12 protein-coding genes are annotated in these 15,135 nt (G+C 42.2%); 6 read left to right on the forward strand and 6 right to left on the reverse strand.

The window, feature by feature from the left end; all coding sequences use genetic code 11:
* Window positions 1–46: 46 nt before the first annotated feature.
* Entirely contained in the window at window positions 47–760 is a 714-nt protein-coding gene (locus BS333_RS05050; protein ID WP_021708666.1) for a pseudouridine synthase, read from the reverse strand.
* Between the two features lie 387 nt (window positions 761–1,147).
* On the opposite strand from BS333_RS05050, the gene BS333_RS05055 reads away from it, so the two are divergent.
* The gene (locus BS333_RS05055) at window positions 1,148–3,376 is read left to right on the forward strand and encodes an NADP-dependent isocitrate dehydrogenase (protein ID WP_021708667.1); all 2,229 of its coding nucleotides are present in this window, start codon (window positions 1,148–1,150) and stop codon (window positions 3,374–3,376) included.
* 148 nt (window positions 3,377–3,524) lie between these two features.
* On the opposite strand, the gene cspD is transcribed toward BS333_RS05055, so the two are convergent.
* Window positions 3,525–3,743 carry a cold shock domain-containing protein CspD gene (gene cspD / locus BS333_RS05060; RefSeq protein WP_021708668.1) on the reverse strand — a complete coding sequence of 73 codons (219 nt, stop codon included), beginning with the start codon at window positions 3,741–3,743 and terminating at the stop codon, window positions 3,525–3,527.
* Between the two features lie 690 nt (window positions 3,744–4,433).
* Between cspD and clpS the strand changes: the two genes are divergently transcribed.
* Together clpS and clpA are read left to right on the forward strand one after the other, a co-directional pair.
* Complete coding sequence (gene clpS, locus BS333_RS05065) at window positions 4,434–4,754, forward strand: ATP-dependent Clp protease adapter ClpS (protein WP_021708670.1); 321 nt, start codon at window positions 4,434–4,436, stop codon at window positions 4,752–4,754.
* A 49-nt stretch (window positions 4,755–4,803) separates the two neighbouring features.
* Window positions 4,804–7,080: an ATP-dependent Clp protease ATP-binding subunit ClpA gene (gene clpA / locus BS333_RS05070; protein ID WP_021708671.1), complete on the forward strand. Its 2,277-nt coding sequence runs from the start codon at window positions 4,804–4,806 to the stop codon at window positions 7,078–7,080.
* A 187-nt stretch (window positions 7,081–7,267) separates the two neighbouring features.
* Here clpA and infA read toward each other — a convergent pair whose 3' ends face one another.
* The 3 genes from infA to aat form a co-directional block, all read right to left on the reverse strand.
* Window positions 7,268–7,486 (reverse strand): translation initiation factor IF-1, encoded by a 219-nt coding sequence (infA, locus tag BS333_RS05075; RefSeq protein WP_001040192.1) that lies wholly within the window; start codon window positions 7,484–7,486, stop codon window positions 7,268–7,270.
* A gap of 79 nt (window positions 7,487–7,565) precedes the next feature.
* On the reverse strand, window positions 7,566–8,267 hold the full coding sequence (locus BS333_RS05080; protein WP_021708672.1) for an arginyltransferase: 702 nt from the start codon (window positions 8,265–8,267) through the stop codon (window positions 7,566–7,568).
* Entirely contained in the window at window positions 8,264–8,974 is a 711-nt protein-coding gene (gene aat, locus BS333_RS05085; protein ID WP_021708673.1) for a leucyl/phenylalanyl-tRNA--protein transferase, read from the reverse strand. Before aat ends, BS333_RS05080 begins: the two co-directional genes overlap by 4 nt.
* A 41-nt stretch (window positions 8,975–9,015) precedes the next feature.
* Between aat and BS333_RS05090 the strand changes: the two genes are divergently transcribed.
* Complete coding sequence (locus tag BS333_RS05090) at window positions 9,016–9,492, forward strand: outer membrane lipoprotein (RefSeq protein WP_021708674.1); 477 nt, start codon at window positions 9,016–9,018, stop codon at window positions 9,490–9,492.
* A 210-nt stretch (window positions 9,493–9,702) separates the two neighbouring features.
* On the forward strand, window positions 9,703–10,983 hold the full coding sequence (gene aroA, locus BS333_RS05095) for a 3-phosphoshikimate 1-carboxyvinyltransferase (RefSeq protein ID WP_021708675.1): 1,281 nt from the start codon (window positions 9,703–9,705) through the stop codon (window positions 10,981–10,983).
* Window positions 10,984–11,117: 134 nt separating this feature from the next.
* Here the strand turns inward: aroA and BS333_RS05100 are convergent, their stop codons facing one another.
* Window positions 11,118–11,369, reverse strand: a complete 252-nt coding sequence (locus tag BS333_RS05100; protein WP_021708676.1) for a DUF2498 family protein — start codon at window positions 11,367–11,369, stop codon at window positions 11,118–11,120.
* Between the two features lie 487 nt (window positions 11,370–11,856).
* Here BS333_RS05100 and topA point away from each other — a divergent pair, with 487 nt between their 5' ends.
* A complete protein-coding gene (topA, locus tag BS333_RS05105) occupies window positions 11,857–14,487 on the forward strand; it encodes a type I DNA topoisomerase (protein WP_021708677.1) in 2,631 nt (876 codons plus the stop codon).
* Window positions 14,488–15,135 lie beyond the last annotated feature (648 nt).

The following is a 15,135-nucleotide window of genomic DNA, read 5'->3' on the forward strand; positions in this document are numbered from 1 at the left end:
AGTTCGTCGGCTCGAATATAGGTATATTATTGAGCAAACGGGGGTTCTAACGATTGAATACGTTGATCTTTTTGATTTCTTGCCACTCGCCAGGTTGGAGGTCATCCAATTTTATTTCTCCCATCGAATAGCGAATCAAACGGAGTGTCGGAAACCCGATATGTGCCGTCATACGTCTGACTTGGCGATTTCTTCCCTCAATAATGGTTATCGCTAACCAAGTCGTCGGAATATTTGCTCTAAATCGAACCGGTGGCACTCTATCCCAAATTTTAGGCTCAGGTATTATTTCAACTTGAGCTGGTAGCGTTAGCCCATCTTTTAACTCAACACCTTGGCGAAGCTTATCTAGATCTGACTCTGACGGGGCACCATCGACTTGAACCCAGTAGGTTTTAGGCATTTTGGATTTCGGTTGAGTGAGTCTTGCTTGTAACACACCATCGTTAGTTAATACCATCAGGCCCTCACTGTCACGATCCAACCGGCCCGCAGCATAGACATTTTGTACTGGAATGTAATCCGCTAATGTCTTGCGTCCCTCACCATCTGTAAATTGGCTCAGAGTGTCAAAGGGTTTGTTGAAAATGATGACTTTACGATCTTCTGGAGCGACTTTTGGTTTGGAAGTGCTTGAAGAGCGTTTGGGGCGAAATTTTGTTCGTCCAGTAACACTGCTGGCTTTTTTAGAAGAGGTACGATGAGTCGATGCTGAAAGTGGCTTACGGCGACTTTTTTCGTTACCTTGGCGAGATGACATGTTAACTACCTTGCAAAAATGTAAACAAGCTGTGCTTGAAAGTGTTATGTTTTTCAGTTATCGGCTATTATTGGCGGCCCAAAACGAATAAAAGCGCACGCAATAATAGACTATTTCGCGTTAATTGTTTAATGATATAGCAAAGCAGTTTTGGCGCGACTCTTTATCATATAAATGATCATAGAGGCACTAGAGCGCTTTGCAGAACCGCGCACTCAGCAATTGAGCCCAAGAGCTCAAAGTTAGAGCTTAACGTTATAAATGACGAGTGCGAATCGTGCCCATGTGAGTGCGGAGGAATGCACGACTAACACAATGGTGATACGTCAATTCAACAAACTCAGTTGCCTTGTTATCGCAACATTGAGTAATAAATAGGGAAATTTCATGCCTACAGCAAAACCGACCATTATCTATACTATTACTGATGAGGCTCCGGCGCTCGCAACTTACTCATTACTGCCAATTATTCAATCTTTTACTCAATCATCAGGCATTCATGTCGATACTCGTGATATCTCACTAGCAGGCCGAATTATTGCTAACTTCCCTGAATATTTAAAGCCGGAGCAACGCATCGGTGACGCTCTATCTGAGCTAGGGGAACTTGCTAAAACACCAGAAGCCAACATTATCAAACTGCCGAATATTTCTGCCTCAATACCTCAGCTCAAAGCCGCGATCAAAGAATTACAAGCCAAGGGCTACTCTCTGCCGGATTACCCAGAAGAGCCAAGTGATCTAGAACAAGAGGCGATTAAAGCGACTTACGATAAGATTAAAGGCAGCGCGGTCAACCCTGTGCTTCGTGAAGGTAACTCAGATCGACGTGCGCCGCTATCAGTGAAGAACTATGCGAAAAAGAACCCACACTCTATGGGAGCTTGGTCAGCAGAATCAAAATCTCATGTTTCAAGCATGGCGGGCAATGATTTCTTTGGTAGTGAAAAATCGTTGACCATTTCTGGCGAGAAAGAAGTCAAGATTGAGTTCGTTAACGCTGATGGCAAAGTGACCGAGCTAAAGGCCGCCTTCCCGTTGCAAGACAAAGAAGTGATCGATTGTTCCGTCATGAACAAGAAAGCCTTGGTTGCATTTTTCGAGCAAGAAATTAAAGCAGCCAAAGAGCAGGATGTTTTGCTTTCTCTTCATATGAAAGCAACCATGATGAAAGTCTCTGACCCAGTCATTTTCGGCCATGCGGTTAAAGTTTATTACAAAGAAGTATTTGATAAATACGGTCAGCTGTTCGAAGAGCTCGGAGTTGATGTTAACAACGGCCTAGGTGATGTTTATGCCAAAATTGCTACATTGCCTAGCGAACAAAAGCAAGAGATTGAAGATGCCATTGCGGCGGTATACGACACTCAACCTGCATTAGCAATGGTTGACTCAGATCGTGGTATTACTAACCTGCATGTTCCAAGTGACATTATCGTTGACGCTTCTATGCCTGCTATGTTGCGAGCGTCGGGTCAAATGTGGGGACCAGACGGTAAGCAAAAAGATACTAAAGCCATGATTCCAGATCGCAGCTACGCGGGTATCTATCAAGCGGTTATCGACTTCTGTAAGCAGTATGGTGCATTTGACCCAACAACGATGGGCAGTGTTCCAAACGTTGGTTTGATGGCTCAAAAAGCTGAGGAGTATGGCTCTCATGATAAAACCTTTATTTTAAAATCAGACGGTATCGTCCGTGTGGTTGATACTGCTGGTAACGTTTTACTGGAACAAAACGTTGAAGAAGGTGATATCTTCCGTATGTGTCAGGTGAAAGATGCGCCAATTCAAGACTGGGTCAAATTGGCTGTATCACGAGCTCGTGCAACAGGAGCTCCTGCGGTATTCTGGCTAGATGAAAATCGTGCACATGATGCAGAGTTGATCAAAAAAGTTAATGCGTATTTACCACAACACGATACAGCAGGCTTAGAGATTAAAATTCTATCTCCTGTCGATGCTTGTCAGTTCTCATTGGAGCGCATTAAAGAAGGCCTTGATACAATATCGGTAACAGGTAACGTTCTACGTGATTATCTCACCGATTTATTCCCAATTCTTGAGCTTGGTACGTCGGCGAAAATGCTGTCTATCGTTCCTTTGATGAATGGTGGTGGTTTATTTGAAACAGGAGCGGGCGGGTCTGCACCGAAGCATGTTCAACAAGTAGAAAAAGAAAATCACCTTCGTTGGGATTCGCTAGGGGAGTTCCTAGCTTTGGCGGCATCCTTGGAGCACCTTGGCCTCACGACAGGTAATGCTAAAGCCTTGGTTCTTGCTAAAGCATTAGATAAGGCGACGGGTGAATTCCTTGATAATAATAAGTCCCCTTCTCGCAAGGTCGGTGAATTGGATAACCGCGGAAGTCACTTCTATCTTGCTTCTTACTGGGCAAAAGCTTTGGCGGAGCAGGTTGAAGATGCAGAATTAGCGGCTGAATTTGCACCAATTGCTGAGCTTTTGAGCAGCAAGGAGCAAGATATTGTCGCTGAGCTAAATACTTCTCAGGGGGTGAAAGGTGAATTGGGTGGCTATTACGCACTTGATGACTTATTGGCTTCTACTCTGATGCGCCCAAGTCAAACCTTTAACTCAATTGTAGATAAGCACTAAGTTTATCTAATTATTACTTTATTCAAATATAACAAAGAAGCCCGCTGTAATGAGCGGGTTTCTTTACTGTATCAAATTGGCACGCCAACGCAGTTTGCAGAACATTCTGCTTTAGTAAGTTGATAGGTAAATGACGACTGTATTTGAGTTATTTAGCTAGACTCTCAATAGGAACGACGCTACAAGCGTGTGATCCTTTCGGGCCTTTTTCAACCTCATATGAGACTTGCTGACCTGCCTTCAGTGTACGATAACCGTCCATCTGGATTGTTGAGTAGTGAGCAAAGATATCGCCTTCTTCTTCGTCCGAACAGATAAAACCAAATCCTTTGGCATTGTTAAACCACTTTACTGTACCTGTAGCCATGCTTTTACATCCCTCATACTATTTTCACTGAAGCGATTACGTCACCAAAGCCATACCTATGTTGGGTTCGTTGTCGCTGTATAACTAAAACACTTAATTAGGTGTGTTGGAGCAAAAAGTCTGTGTCGGTTACTGAAAACCAAATCAGTCAGTTCTGTATGCACCAACACATTCCAATGTAGTCAATGAATCGCCACAGTCAATAGTAAAAAAACAACTATATAGGATAAAATTATCTTATGGTGAGCTGTGTTTTTAGCAAGGATGTCAGCATTTTTTGCTCAAATTCGTGTTTAGTAGTTGAACAGCCTGTGTGTATCTGATATTTAAAAAATAGTATGGTTTGAGTTAATGGTTTTGGTCAATTGTGCTAAATGCATAATATGTGACTTTTAAACCATATTTATCCATATGTTTTATTGTTAAGTGCTCAAAGTCAGTTTTAAAGAGACGTTTTGTTGTGTCATCAGATAAATAGTTAGGTTTGCTAACAAAAAAAGTTGTATGAAGATAAAAATCTTTTATTTGCACCTATGCCATCGGTGGATTAATCTTTAAGTAAGAGAAAGCAATTTTTATCGGTCATGCATCATTAAAATGTCTGCCTTTACTACATCTAATGACAAGCATGTGTTAGATTGTTTCATCTAGGTTAAACATTCTCTTCTGACACGATATCTTTGAATTGCTATGAGTAAAAATTTTGAATGGGTGACTCCAGACTCCGATACTCTGGAGAGAGAAAGTACAAAAGTAGAGCCGCCAAAGCGGTATCACGTTGTACTATGCAATGATGATTACACACCTATGGATTTCGTCATAGAAGTACTCGAGCGTTTTTTTGCTCATGACATTGATAAAGCAACTCAAATTATGCTCAAAGTACACTATGAAGGAAAGGCAGTTTGCGGGACTTACAGTGCCGAGATTGCTGAAACGAAAGTAGCGCAGGTCACGATGTATTCAAGGGAAAATGAACATCCGCTACTGTGTACGATGGAGCAAGCGTGATTAAGAAGACTTGCTCGAGCAACCCAAGTTGTTCTATCGGGAGGTACCTATGTTGAATAAAGAATTAGAGTCAAGCTTAAATAGTGCATTTGCACGCGCTCGAGAAAAGCGCCACGAGTTCATGACTGTTGAACACCTCCTACTTGCATTGTTAGAAAATGATGCAGCGAAGGAAGCGCTTATAGCCTGTAAAGCGGATTTAGATGCTTTACGCAATGAACTTGATACATTTATCGATCAAACCACGCCACTGATTCCCGCAGATGATGAAACTCGGGAAACTCAGCCAACACTTAGCTTTCAACGTGTTCTGCAACGTGCAGTTTTCCACGTGCAGTCTTCAGGGCGTAATGAAGTAACAGGGGCAAACGTACTTGTTGCTATTTTTAGTGAGCAAGAATCACATGCTGCTTACTTACTTAAAAAGAATGATATTTCTCGTCTTGATATCGTTAATTTTATCTCGCACGGCATCACAAAAGCTTTAGGTTCGAACTCTTCTTCATCCTCTTCTTCGGAATCATTCAATTCCTCAGAAGCACCGGAGGAGTCAAGCTCAGAAGAACGTTTGGAAAATTTTGCGTTAAACCTCAACCAAGTTGCGAAAGACGGGAATATCGATCCATTAATCGGGCGTGATAAAGAACTAGAGCGCACTATTCAGGTTTTATGCCGCCGCCGTAAAAATAATCCGTTACTAGTGGGTGAAGCTGGGGTGGGTAAAACCGCGATTGCAGAGGGCCTTGCATGGCGTATCGTTGAAGGCCAAGTTCCGGAAGTAATACAAAATAGTGTAATTTATTCCCTTGATATTGGTTCTCTACTTGCTGGCACCAAATACCGTGGCGATTTTGAAAAACGTTTTAAGTCTGTTCTAAAGCAGCTTGAAAAAGAAGAAGACGCGATACTGTTTATTGATGAAATTCATACAATTATTGGTGCGGGTGCTGCATCTGGTGGTCAAGTCGATGCTGCGAATCTGATAAAACCCCTGTTGAGCAGCGGTAAATTACGTTGTATTGGCTCCACGACATACCAAGAATACAGCAGTATTTTTGAAAAAGAGCGAGCTCTATCAAGGCGTTTCCAAAAAATTGATGTAGTCGAACCGTCTCTGGATGACACCACTAAGATCCTTATCGGTTTGAAACCAAAATACGAAGCTCACCATGAAGTTCGTTACACCAATAAAGCGTTACGTGCTGCGGTTGAGCTCTCTGCTAAATACATTAATGAACGCCATCTACCAGATAAGGCTATTGATGTCATTGATGAAGCCGGTGCACGTAGCCGTTTAGCACCAGCAAGCCGCCGTAAGAAAACGGTAGGTGTTGCTGATATTGAAGCGATGGTAGCAAAAATGGCTCGTATCCCAGAGAAATCGGTATCGTCATCAGACAAAGACATCTTGAAGAACCTAGATGATAAGATGAAGATGCTGGTGTTTGGGCAAGATAATGCCATTGATGCTCTTTCTGAGGCGATAAAACTTTCTCGTGCTGGTTTGGGCGTGGATAATAAACCTGTTGGCTCATTCTTGTTTGCTGGTCCTACAGGGGTTGGTAAGACAGAAGTCACGGTTCAACTTTCTAAGTTGTTAGGAATCGAGCTGCTTCGCTTTGATATGTCTGAATACGGTGAGCGTCATTCAGTGAGCCGCTTGATCGGTGCTCCTCCTGGTTATGTGGGTTACGATCAAGGTGGGTTGTTGACTGATGCGGTTCTGAAGCACCCTCATTCAGTTGTGCTTCTTGATGAAATAGAGAAAGCGCATCCAGATATCTTTAACCTACTTCTTCAGGTTATGGATAATGGCACACTAACGGACAATAATGGCCGTAAAGCAGATTTCCGTAATGTCATTCTTGTTATGACAACCAACGCAGGGGTGGTTGAAACAGAGAAGAAATCCATTGGTTTGATCCAGCAAGATCACAGCCATGATGCTATGGCGGAGATTAAAAAGGTATTCACACCAGAGTTCCGTAACCGTCTTGATAATATCATTTGGTTTAACAGCCTTGATGAAACGGTTATCCATCAAGTCGTTGATAAGTTTATTGTCGAGTTACAAGTACAATTGGATGCTCGCGGCGTTTCAATGGAAGTCTCACAAGATGCTCGCCATTGGCTAGCTCACAAAGGCTACGATAAGACAATGGGCGCCAGACCGATGGGTAGAGTGATACAAGAGAAACTTAAAAAGCCTTTGGCAAACGAACTGTTGTTTGGATCACTGGTTAACGGCGGAACGGTAAAAGTGACCCTTGTTAAAGATGAACTTAAATTCGAGTACTTTGGCGAAAAGGAAACGGCAGTCCATTAAGCTCAGCGGATAAAGATTAAGTTAAGTGGATAAAACTTGCAGACTTAAGACAAAATGTACTTCAGATTAAAACACGAGTTTCGACTCGTGTTTTTTTGTGTTCTCTAGACATACAGTTATACTCGAGTAACAAATAATAAAAAACGGAGCAGAGCTCCGTTTTTTATTTGCATCCGAAAATCTAAGATTAACGAGCGCGGAAGACGATGCGGCCTTTTGATAGGTCGTATGGTGTCATCTCTACAGTTACCTTATCACCAGTAAGGATGCGGATGTAGTTTTTGCGCATTTTACCAGAGATATGTGCAGTCACAACGTGACCATTTTCAAGTTCAACACGAAACATAGTGTTTGGTAGAGTGTCAAGCACGGTGCCTTGCATCTCAATTACGTCTTCTTTAGCCATTTAATCCTCTTTAGAAATTAGGCGTATTAGCGAGCTAAATTTGCCGCTAAACAGTAATTATGTAAAGTTGTAGTGTATTCTACCCTTGCCAACGCTGATTTACTAGCTTTTGGTGCCTCTGAAAGCGAGTTTTATAACTCATAGCGGGACATTCATCAATTTGATAGCCCAAATAAAGCCAATGTTTGCTGTTTTTTTGACAATATTCAATCTGATAAAGAACGGCTAAAGTTCCGAGAGAAAGGGTCTCCTCTGGATCAAAGAAAGTGTAAAATGCACTAGCGCAGTGAGACATCACGTCGGTAATTGCGATGGCCAACAGTCTATCATCTTCATCATAAATATGCAGAAACTGTGTGGTCAGCCAAGTCGTGGTGGCAAAGCGAGAAAACTCATCATTCTTAGGCGGGTACATTGAGCCTTCTCTATGACGCTGGCAAATATAACGGCTATACAGTTCAAACCAGTTACCATCAAGACTGTCTTTTATTTCCCAGCGTAAATGTTTTGCCTTATTAAGTAATCGCTTTTGACTTTTGGATGGCACAAAATCCTGAATTGCAACGCGAATAGGTTGACAAGCAGAACATTGATCACACTGAGGTCGATAGATGGTATCACCACTGCGTCTAAAGCCATTGGCCATTAGAATTTGATAGTTATTTTCTGTGTGTAGGTCTTCATCAAGTGCGACCGCGACTTTTTCTTGGCGTTCAGGTAGATAGCTGCAGGGGTGATTGGTTGTCAGTCCAATACGAATGTGCTGGAGGTCTGTACTCATTGTGTCGTCCCTCGCAAAACTTGGGGCTTATATGTACCCAAAGCAAAGTTACTATTTCTTAAAGATAGTAGCTTTTCCATAAATTGGTCGCGTTCGATCTCAAATGCACCAAGAGAGGCAAGGTGAGGGTTCATCACTTGACAATCAATCAATTGAACACTGTGTGATGCAAAATGTTCACATAAATACCACAGAGCGATTTTGGAGGCGTTATCTTTTAGGCTGAACATAGATTCACCACAAAAGACTTGGCCCACACTGATGCCGTATAAACCACCAATGAGAAAGTTATCTTGCCATACTTCGACTGAATGACATGCGTCTTGCTTTGCCAGTGTTATGTATGATGCCTGCATGTCTTTATTTAGCCAAGTTTCCTCAGCAGGACGTAATGCTGAACATTGTTTGATGACTTGTTCAGTTGCGTGGTTTAATGTGACTTTATATTGATGTTTACGCTGGTATTTCTTTAAACTCTTAGCGGGCTTAAAAATACGAGGCTCGAAAACTGCTCTGGGTGAAGGGCTCCACCAGAGTATGGGTTCCCCAGGACCATACCAAGGAAATATGCCTTGCTGGTAGCCACTTAAAATTCGGTTCGGATTGAGATCCCCCCCACAGGCCAGTAAACCATTTGGTTCCTCTAATGCGGTATAAGGGGATGGAAAAGTGTGTGAGTCTCCGAGTTCCGGTAAACAAATAGCCATAAAAAAATTTTACCAACATAGAAGGTTTATAGGAGCCAATAATGACCAAAACAATTTTAGTTTTAAAGCGTTACTTCTGGATAATACTGTTTTTGCCCTTTGTCGCCAATGCAACTTACGAAAGAAATGTTGCTAAGCCTGTGAATGATGTTGTCTATGGGAAAGTCGATTCGGTTCGTTATATTACCAAGAAGGAAATTCAGCAATCTCAAGGCAGTGGTTGGCAAACTTTATTGGGGGCAACGATAGGGGGATTAGTCGGGCATCAGTTTGGTGGTGGAACCGGTAAGGAAATCGCAACAGCGGTGGGCGCGTTGGCAGGGGCAGCTGTAGCCAGAAATCAAAGCCAATATGAGTATGCGGTTGAATATAAACTCGTGGAATTGCTGATTAAAGCGGATGGCGGAAAGCTGATTAATGTCATTCAAGATGTTGATAATACAATGCTGTTTACCCAAGGGGATGACGTTCGAATTTTATATTTTGATGATGGTGTTCGAGTGGATATCGTTTATTAAATGACAGAATTTAGATTTGTACTGGTTTTGTATTGTGTTTTTCGTTAGTCTGATTTCACGAACAATTATTTCGCTCTTAGTATACGGCCTGTGTTCGATTCATCATTTTGAATCACAACACTGATGCAAGTGATATCAAATAATGCCGTGGTCTTCAGACATACGATTAACTTAAAACATACAATGAGCAAAAAGGATGATTAAGTTTTAATGGAAAGCCTAACCTTACAGCCGATCAATAAAATTCAAGGGGAAGTTAACCTTCCTGGTTCTAAAAGTGTTTCTAACCGCGCTTTGTTACTTGCAGCGTTAGCAAAAGGTTCAACGCGTTTAACCAACTTACTTGATAGTGATGATATTCGTCATATGTTGAATGCGTTATCAAAACTGGGTGTGAGTTATCAATTATCAGAAGATAAAACAGAGTGTATCGTCGAAGGTTTAGGTCGACCATTCTCAGTTTCTGAAAAGGTTGAACTGTTTCTTGGCAATGCAGGTACTGCGATGCGACCATTGGCTGCGGCACTATGTCTTGGCCAAGGGGAATATGTTTTGACGGGTGAGCCTCGTATGAAGGAGCGTCCAATTGGCCACCTTGTGAGCGCATTACAAGCCGCTGGTGCAGACATTGAGTATTTAGAAAATGAGCACTACCCACCGTTAAAAATCACTGGAACAGGTTTAAAGGCTGGAACGGTATCGATCGATGGCTCTATCTCAAGTCAATTTTTAACCGCATTTCTCATGTCAGCACCTTTAGCTGATGGTGAAATACGAATTAAAATAGAAGGTGAGCTGGTTTCTAAGCCATATATTGATATTACGCTAAATATCATGCAGCAATTTGGGGTTGAAGTATTGAATAACAACTACCAAGAGTTTGTTATTGCCGCAGGCCAATCCTATGTTTCTCCGGGGGATTTTCTTGTTGAAGGCGATGCTTCTTCTGCTTCTTATTTCCTAGCAGCTGCCGCAATTAAGGGCGGTGAAGTAAAGGTGACAGGAATCGGAAAAAATAGCATTCAAGGTGATATTCAATTTGCTGATGCCCTCGAAAAAATGGGTGCAGAAATTGAGTGGGGCAAGGATTATGTGATTGCGCGTGTCGGTGAGTTAAAAGGCATCGACATGGATTACAACCATATTCCAGATGCGGCGATGACGATTGCAACGACGGCACTTTTTGCACAAGGGACCACTGCGATTCGTAATGTTTACAACTGGCGTGTAAAAGAAACCGACCGTTTAGCTGCAATGGCGACAGAATTGCGTAAAGTAGGGGCAGAAGTCGAAGAAGGTGAAGATTACCTGATCGTTAAGCCTGTCGCTGAGCTAAAGCATGCAGCGATCGACACTTATGATGATCACCGTATGGCGATGTGCTTTTCACTGGTTGCACTGAGTGAAACCCCGGTAACCATTAATGACCCTGGTTGCACTTCTAAAACATTCCCTGATTACTTCGAGCGCTTGGCTTCGCTAAGCTTCTGATTAAAAGACCCTAGTGTTTGAAAAAACTAGGGTTTTTCCTGATTTATCGAGTCGAAAGTATTTTGAACCGATAGTATTGATTCTGGGTGCTCAAGCTCACCTTAGCTGGGAGAACAAAGGTTATGTAACTATAGTTACGACTTTATTGTGGTAAACTGTTTTGAGAGCTGATGAGCTAAGTATTTAAATAGATTGAATACTATTGGTGTTTGGGCGGTTGGTAGGCCGTGTTCATCTAAAAAGTAATCCCCTTTGAAGACCAGCACATCCTCTTTTTCTTCTACACTTGTTGCACGGATGCCTTTGACATAGTCTTCGTGTTCTTGCAGAAGTTGATTTGCAATTAAGAGTAGGTCGAATTCTTCAATGTATTCTTTATTAGGCATAGCTCCCTCGTCAATGAGCAACTGAACGGTCGTATATTTTGTATACCCAGCGATTTTAGGTTGGTGTTCATTTAGGTATTTGACACAGATTTTGATACGAAAGTCGACGTTTGTACACCTTTTGTCTCAAATCCTCTTATAAAAAGTCGGAGCTCAAATTAAGTGGCACATTTTGTGATGAAAGACAAAAATTAGTGCATTCGACTAGCGAGAGAAAATAATGGTTGCATAGTATACCCAAGTGCCCTCAAGTCATTTCACTGGACAGATGTTATTGTGTGATACAGGCGTAAAAGGCATACATCGTGATGTTCATAACCGTTTTCGGGCGATGAATTGTCAACCAGTTGGATCTGATTTTAAAAAAAGCAGTTGATCTTCTTTTCATCTCGCACAATAGTAAAAAAAGAAGCAATGTATTAGAACACCATGCGGTTAGCTCTATTTGAGCGGCTAAGCATTAATAGTAAGGACGTTAGAGTCAGTTATGGGTAAATCACTCGTTATCGTGGAATCTCCAGCCAAGGCAAAGACGATAAACAAATACCTTGGTAAAGACTTTATTGTAAAGTCTAGTGTTGGTCATGTTCGTGATCTTCCTACTGCCGGTCAAAGTACAGGTGAGAAGAAAGCTGCTGCCATTTCGACAAAAGGTATGTCACCTGAAGAAAAGGCCAGAGTTAAGAAAGAAAAAGATCGCAAAGCATTGATCAAGAAAATGGGGATCAACCCATACGATGATTGGACGGCCAATTATCAGATTCTTCCGGGTAAAGAGAAAGTTGTAAACGAACTGCAGAAATTAGCTCAAGACGCTGATTTTGTTTATCTCGCAACCGATTTGGACCGCGAAGGAGAGGCCATTGCATGGCACCTACGCGAGATCATTGGCGGTGACGAAGAACGTTATAAACGAGTTGTTTTTAACGAAATTACTAAAAATGCTATCCAGCAAGCTTTCCAAACGCCAGGTGAGTTAAATATGGATGGTGTTAATGCTCAGCAAGCTCGTCGCTTTATGGACCGTGTTGTGGGCTTTATGGTCTCTCCATTATTGTGGAAAAAAGTTGCTCGAGGGTTATCCGCTGGCCGAGTACAGTCTGTTGCCGTTAAGCTTTTAGTTGAGAGAGAGCGTGAAATTAATGCATTCATCCCAGAAGAGTTCTGGGATATTCATGCGAATACTCACACCAAAGATAACACTCCGTTCAAGCTACTTGTGGCGCAAAAAGACGGTGTGGCTTTTAAACCGGTTAACGAAACGGAAACCCAATCAGCAATTGCTGTATTGGAAAAAGCCAGTTACGAAGTATGTAAGCGTGAAGACCGCCCAACGAAAAGTAAACCATCAGCACCTTACATTACATCGACTCTTCAACAAGCTGCGAGTACTCGCTTAGGCTACGGCGTTAAGAAAACCATGATGTTGGCTCAGCGTCTGTATGAGGCGGGTTACATTACCTATATGCGTACTGACTCTACAAACCTAAGTGCTGAAGCTGTTGATGCAGTTCGTAGTTACATTGACAGTGAGTTTGGTAATAAATACCTACCTACGAGTCCAATTACCTACGGTAGTAAAGAAGGCGCACAAGAGGCTCACGAGGCGATTCGCCCTTCTAGCGTTGAGGTGCTAGCAAGTGATCTACAAGGCGTTGATGCTGATGCCCATAAACTTTACTCGCTGATCTGGAATCAATTTGTTGCTTGTCAAATGACACCTGCAGAATATGACTCAACGACCATCAGCGTTAAAGCAAATGCATATACGTTGAAAGCGAAAGGTAGAATTCTGAAATTTGATGGTTGGACACGTGTACAGCGCCCAATGGGTAAGAACGAAGACACGATACTACCGTCGGTTCAAGTGGGTGAGATGCTCGATTTGGCAGGCTTAGAGCCAAAGCAGCACTTTACCAAGCCACCTGCACGATTTACGGAAGCTGCCCTTGTTAAAGAGCTGGAAAAACGTGGTATTGGCCGTCCTTCTACCTATGCATCCATTATTTCCACTATCCAGGATCGTGGTTATGTAAAAGTGGACCAACGTCGTTTCTATGCGGAAAAAATGGGTGAAATAGTATCAGATCGTCTTGATGACAGCTTCAATGACCTGATGAACTATGACTTTACTGCACGTATGGAACAGAAACTAGACCAGATTGCTGAAGGTGAAGTGAACTGGAAGTCGGTTTTAGACAACTTCTTCACCGACTTCACAGGTGACTTAGAAAAAGCGGAACAAGATGAAGCTGAAGGCGGTATGAAGCTGAATCATATCGTAATGACAGACATTGAGTGTCCGACATGCCAACGCCCTATGGGGATTCGCACCGCGTCTACAGGCGTATTCCTTGGCTGTTCTGGTTATGCATTACCTCCTAAAGAGCGTTGTAAAACAACCATTAACTTAGGTGATGAAGAAGGCATCATCAATGTTCTCGAAGAAGACGTAGAAACTGCTGCGCTTCGTGCTAAGAAACGTTGCCCAATTTGTGAAACGGCAATGGACCCTTACCTGATTGATGACAAGCGTAAAATGCACGTTTGTGGTAACAACCCAAACTGTGAAGGCTACTTGGTTGAGTTTGGTGAGTTTAAAGTCAAAGGGTATGACGGGCCTGTTGTTGAATGCGATAAATGCGGCTCAGATATGGTGCTTAAGAACGGCCGATTTGGTAAGTATATGGATTGTACGAGTGAAACGTGTAAGAACACGCGTAAGATTCTGAAAAATGGTGAGGTTGCGCCACCTAAAGAAGACCCTGTTCATTTCCCGGAGCTTCCATGTGAGAACTCTGATGCCTACTTTGTCTTACGTGATGGTGCTTCAGGTTTATTTATGGCGGCAAGTAACTTCCCTAAATCAAGAGAAACACGAGCTCCGCTTGTGGCTGAATTAGCGCAATACGAAGAACGTTTACCAGAGAAGTTTAAGTACCTGGCTACCGCACCTAGTGCAGACCCAGATGGTCGACCTGCTGTAGTTCGTTTTAGTCGCAAGACGAAAGAAAACTATGTACGTACTGAAGAGAATGGTAAGCCAAGTGGCTGGACGGCTCTCTATGTTGACGGGCGCTGGGAAGTGACCGATAAACGTAAAAAATCGAAATCATAGTGCTTTTATTGGGAGATAACCGAGTGAACGTTTGTTCATTCGATTGGGCTTTGAAAGTGCAATCACTATCACAGTAACCTTTATGCCATATCAAATGCCACGCTCAATTTCTACTCAAGATTCTAAGCGTGGCATTTTTGAATCATTCGAAATCCTGCCTATTCTGCTCCTCTCGTGCTCTCTTAAATTCGATTCAATGACATTACTCCGAATCAAGCGCCTTGTGCCATTATTTTGCGCTGTATCGGTTTATAAATTTATCTCTTTGCAGTGAGCACAGAATTTGAAATATTCATCCTTATGAACTTAAAGAAGTGGCATTGTGAAGCAAAAAGCTTTTCAACTAGTATGAGCTGACTTGAGTATCAGACTGGGAAGCATTACGAGCTATGTCATTTTTTCTTTATCTGATATTCATTAAACCGTCATACTTTTATCCAACCCCATCACAATTCTAAAACTCTGTATAGAAAGGGTTTGTAAAATGTTTTCACAATGTTGATCCCTACAGTCTGATTATGTGACCAAGATACCGTATTGAGTAAGCAACAACTGTATTACTGACAGAACGCCATATTTTAAATTGTAATTTAGTTCCAGTTCGATAACTTAATAGCCAGAAAGTGCAACTGTATGCGTTTGCTTGAA

The organism is Vibrio azureus (assembly GCF_002849855.1).
GTDB classification, from domain to species: domain Bacteria; phylum Pseudomonadota; class Gammaproteobacteria; order Enterobacterales; family Vibrionaceae; genus Vibrio; species Vibrio azureus.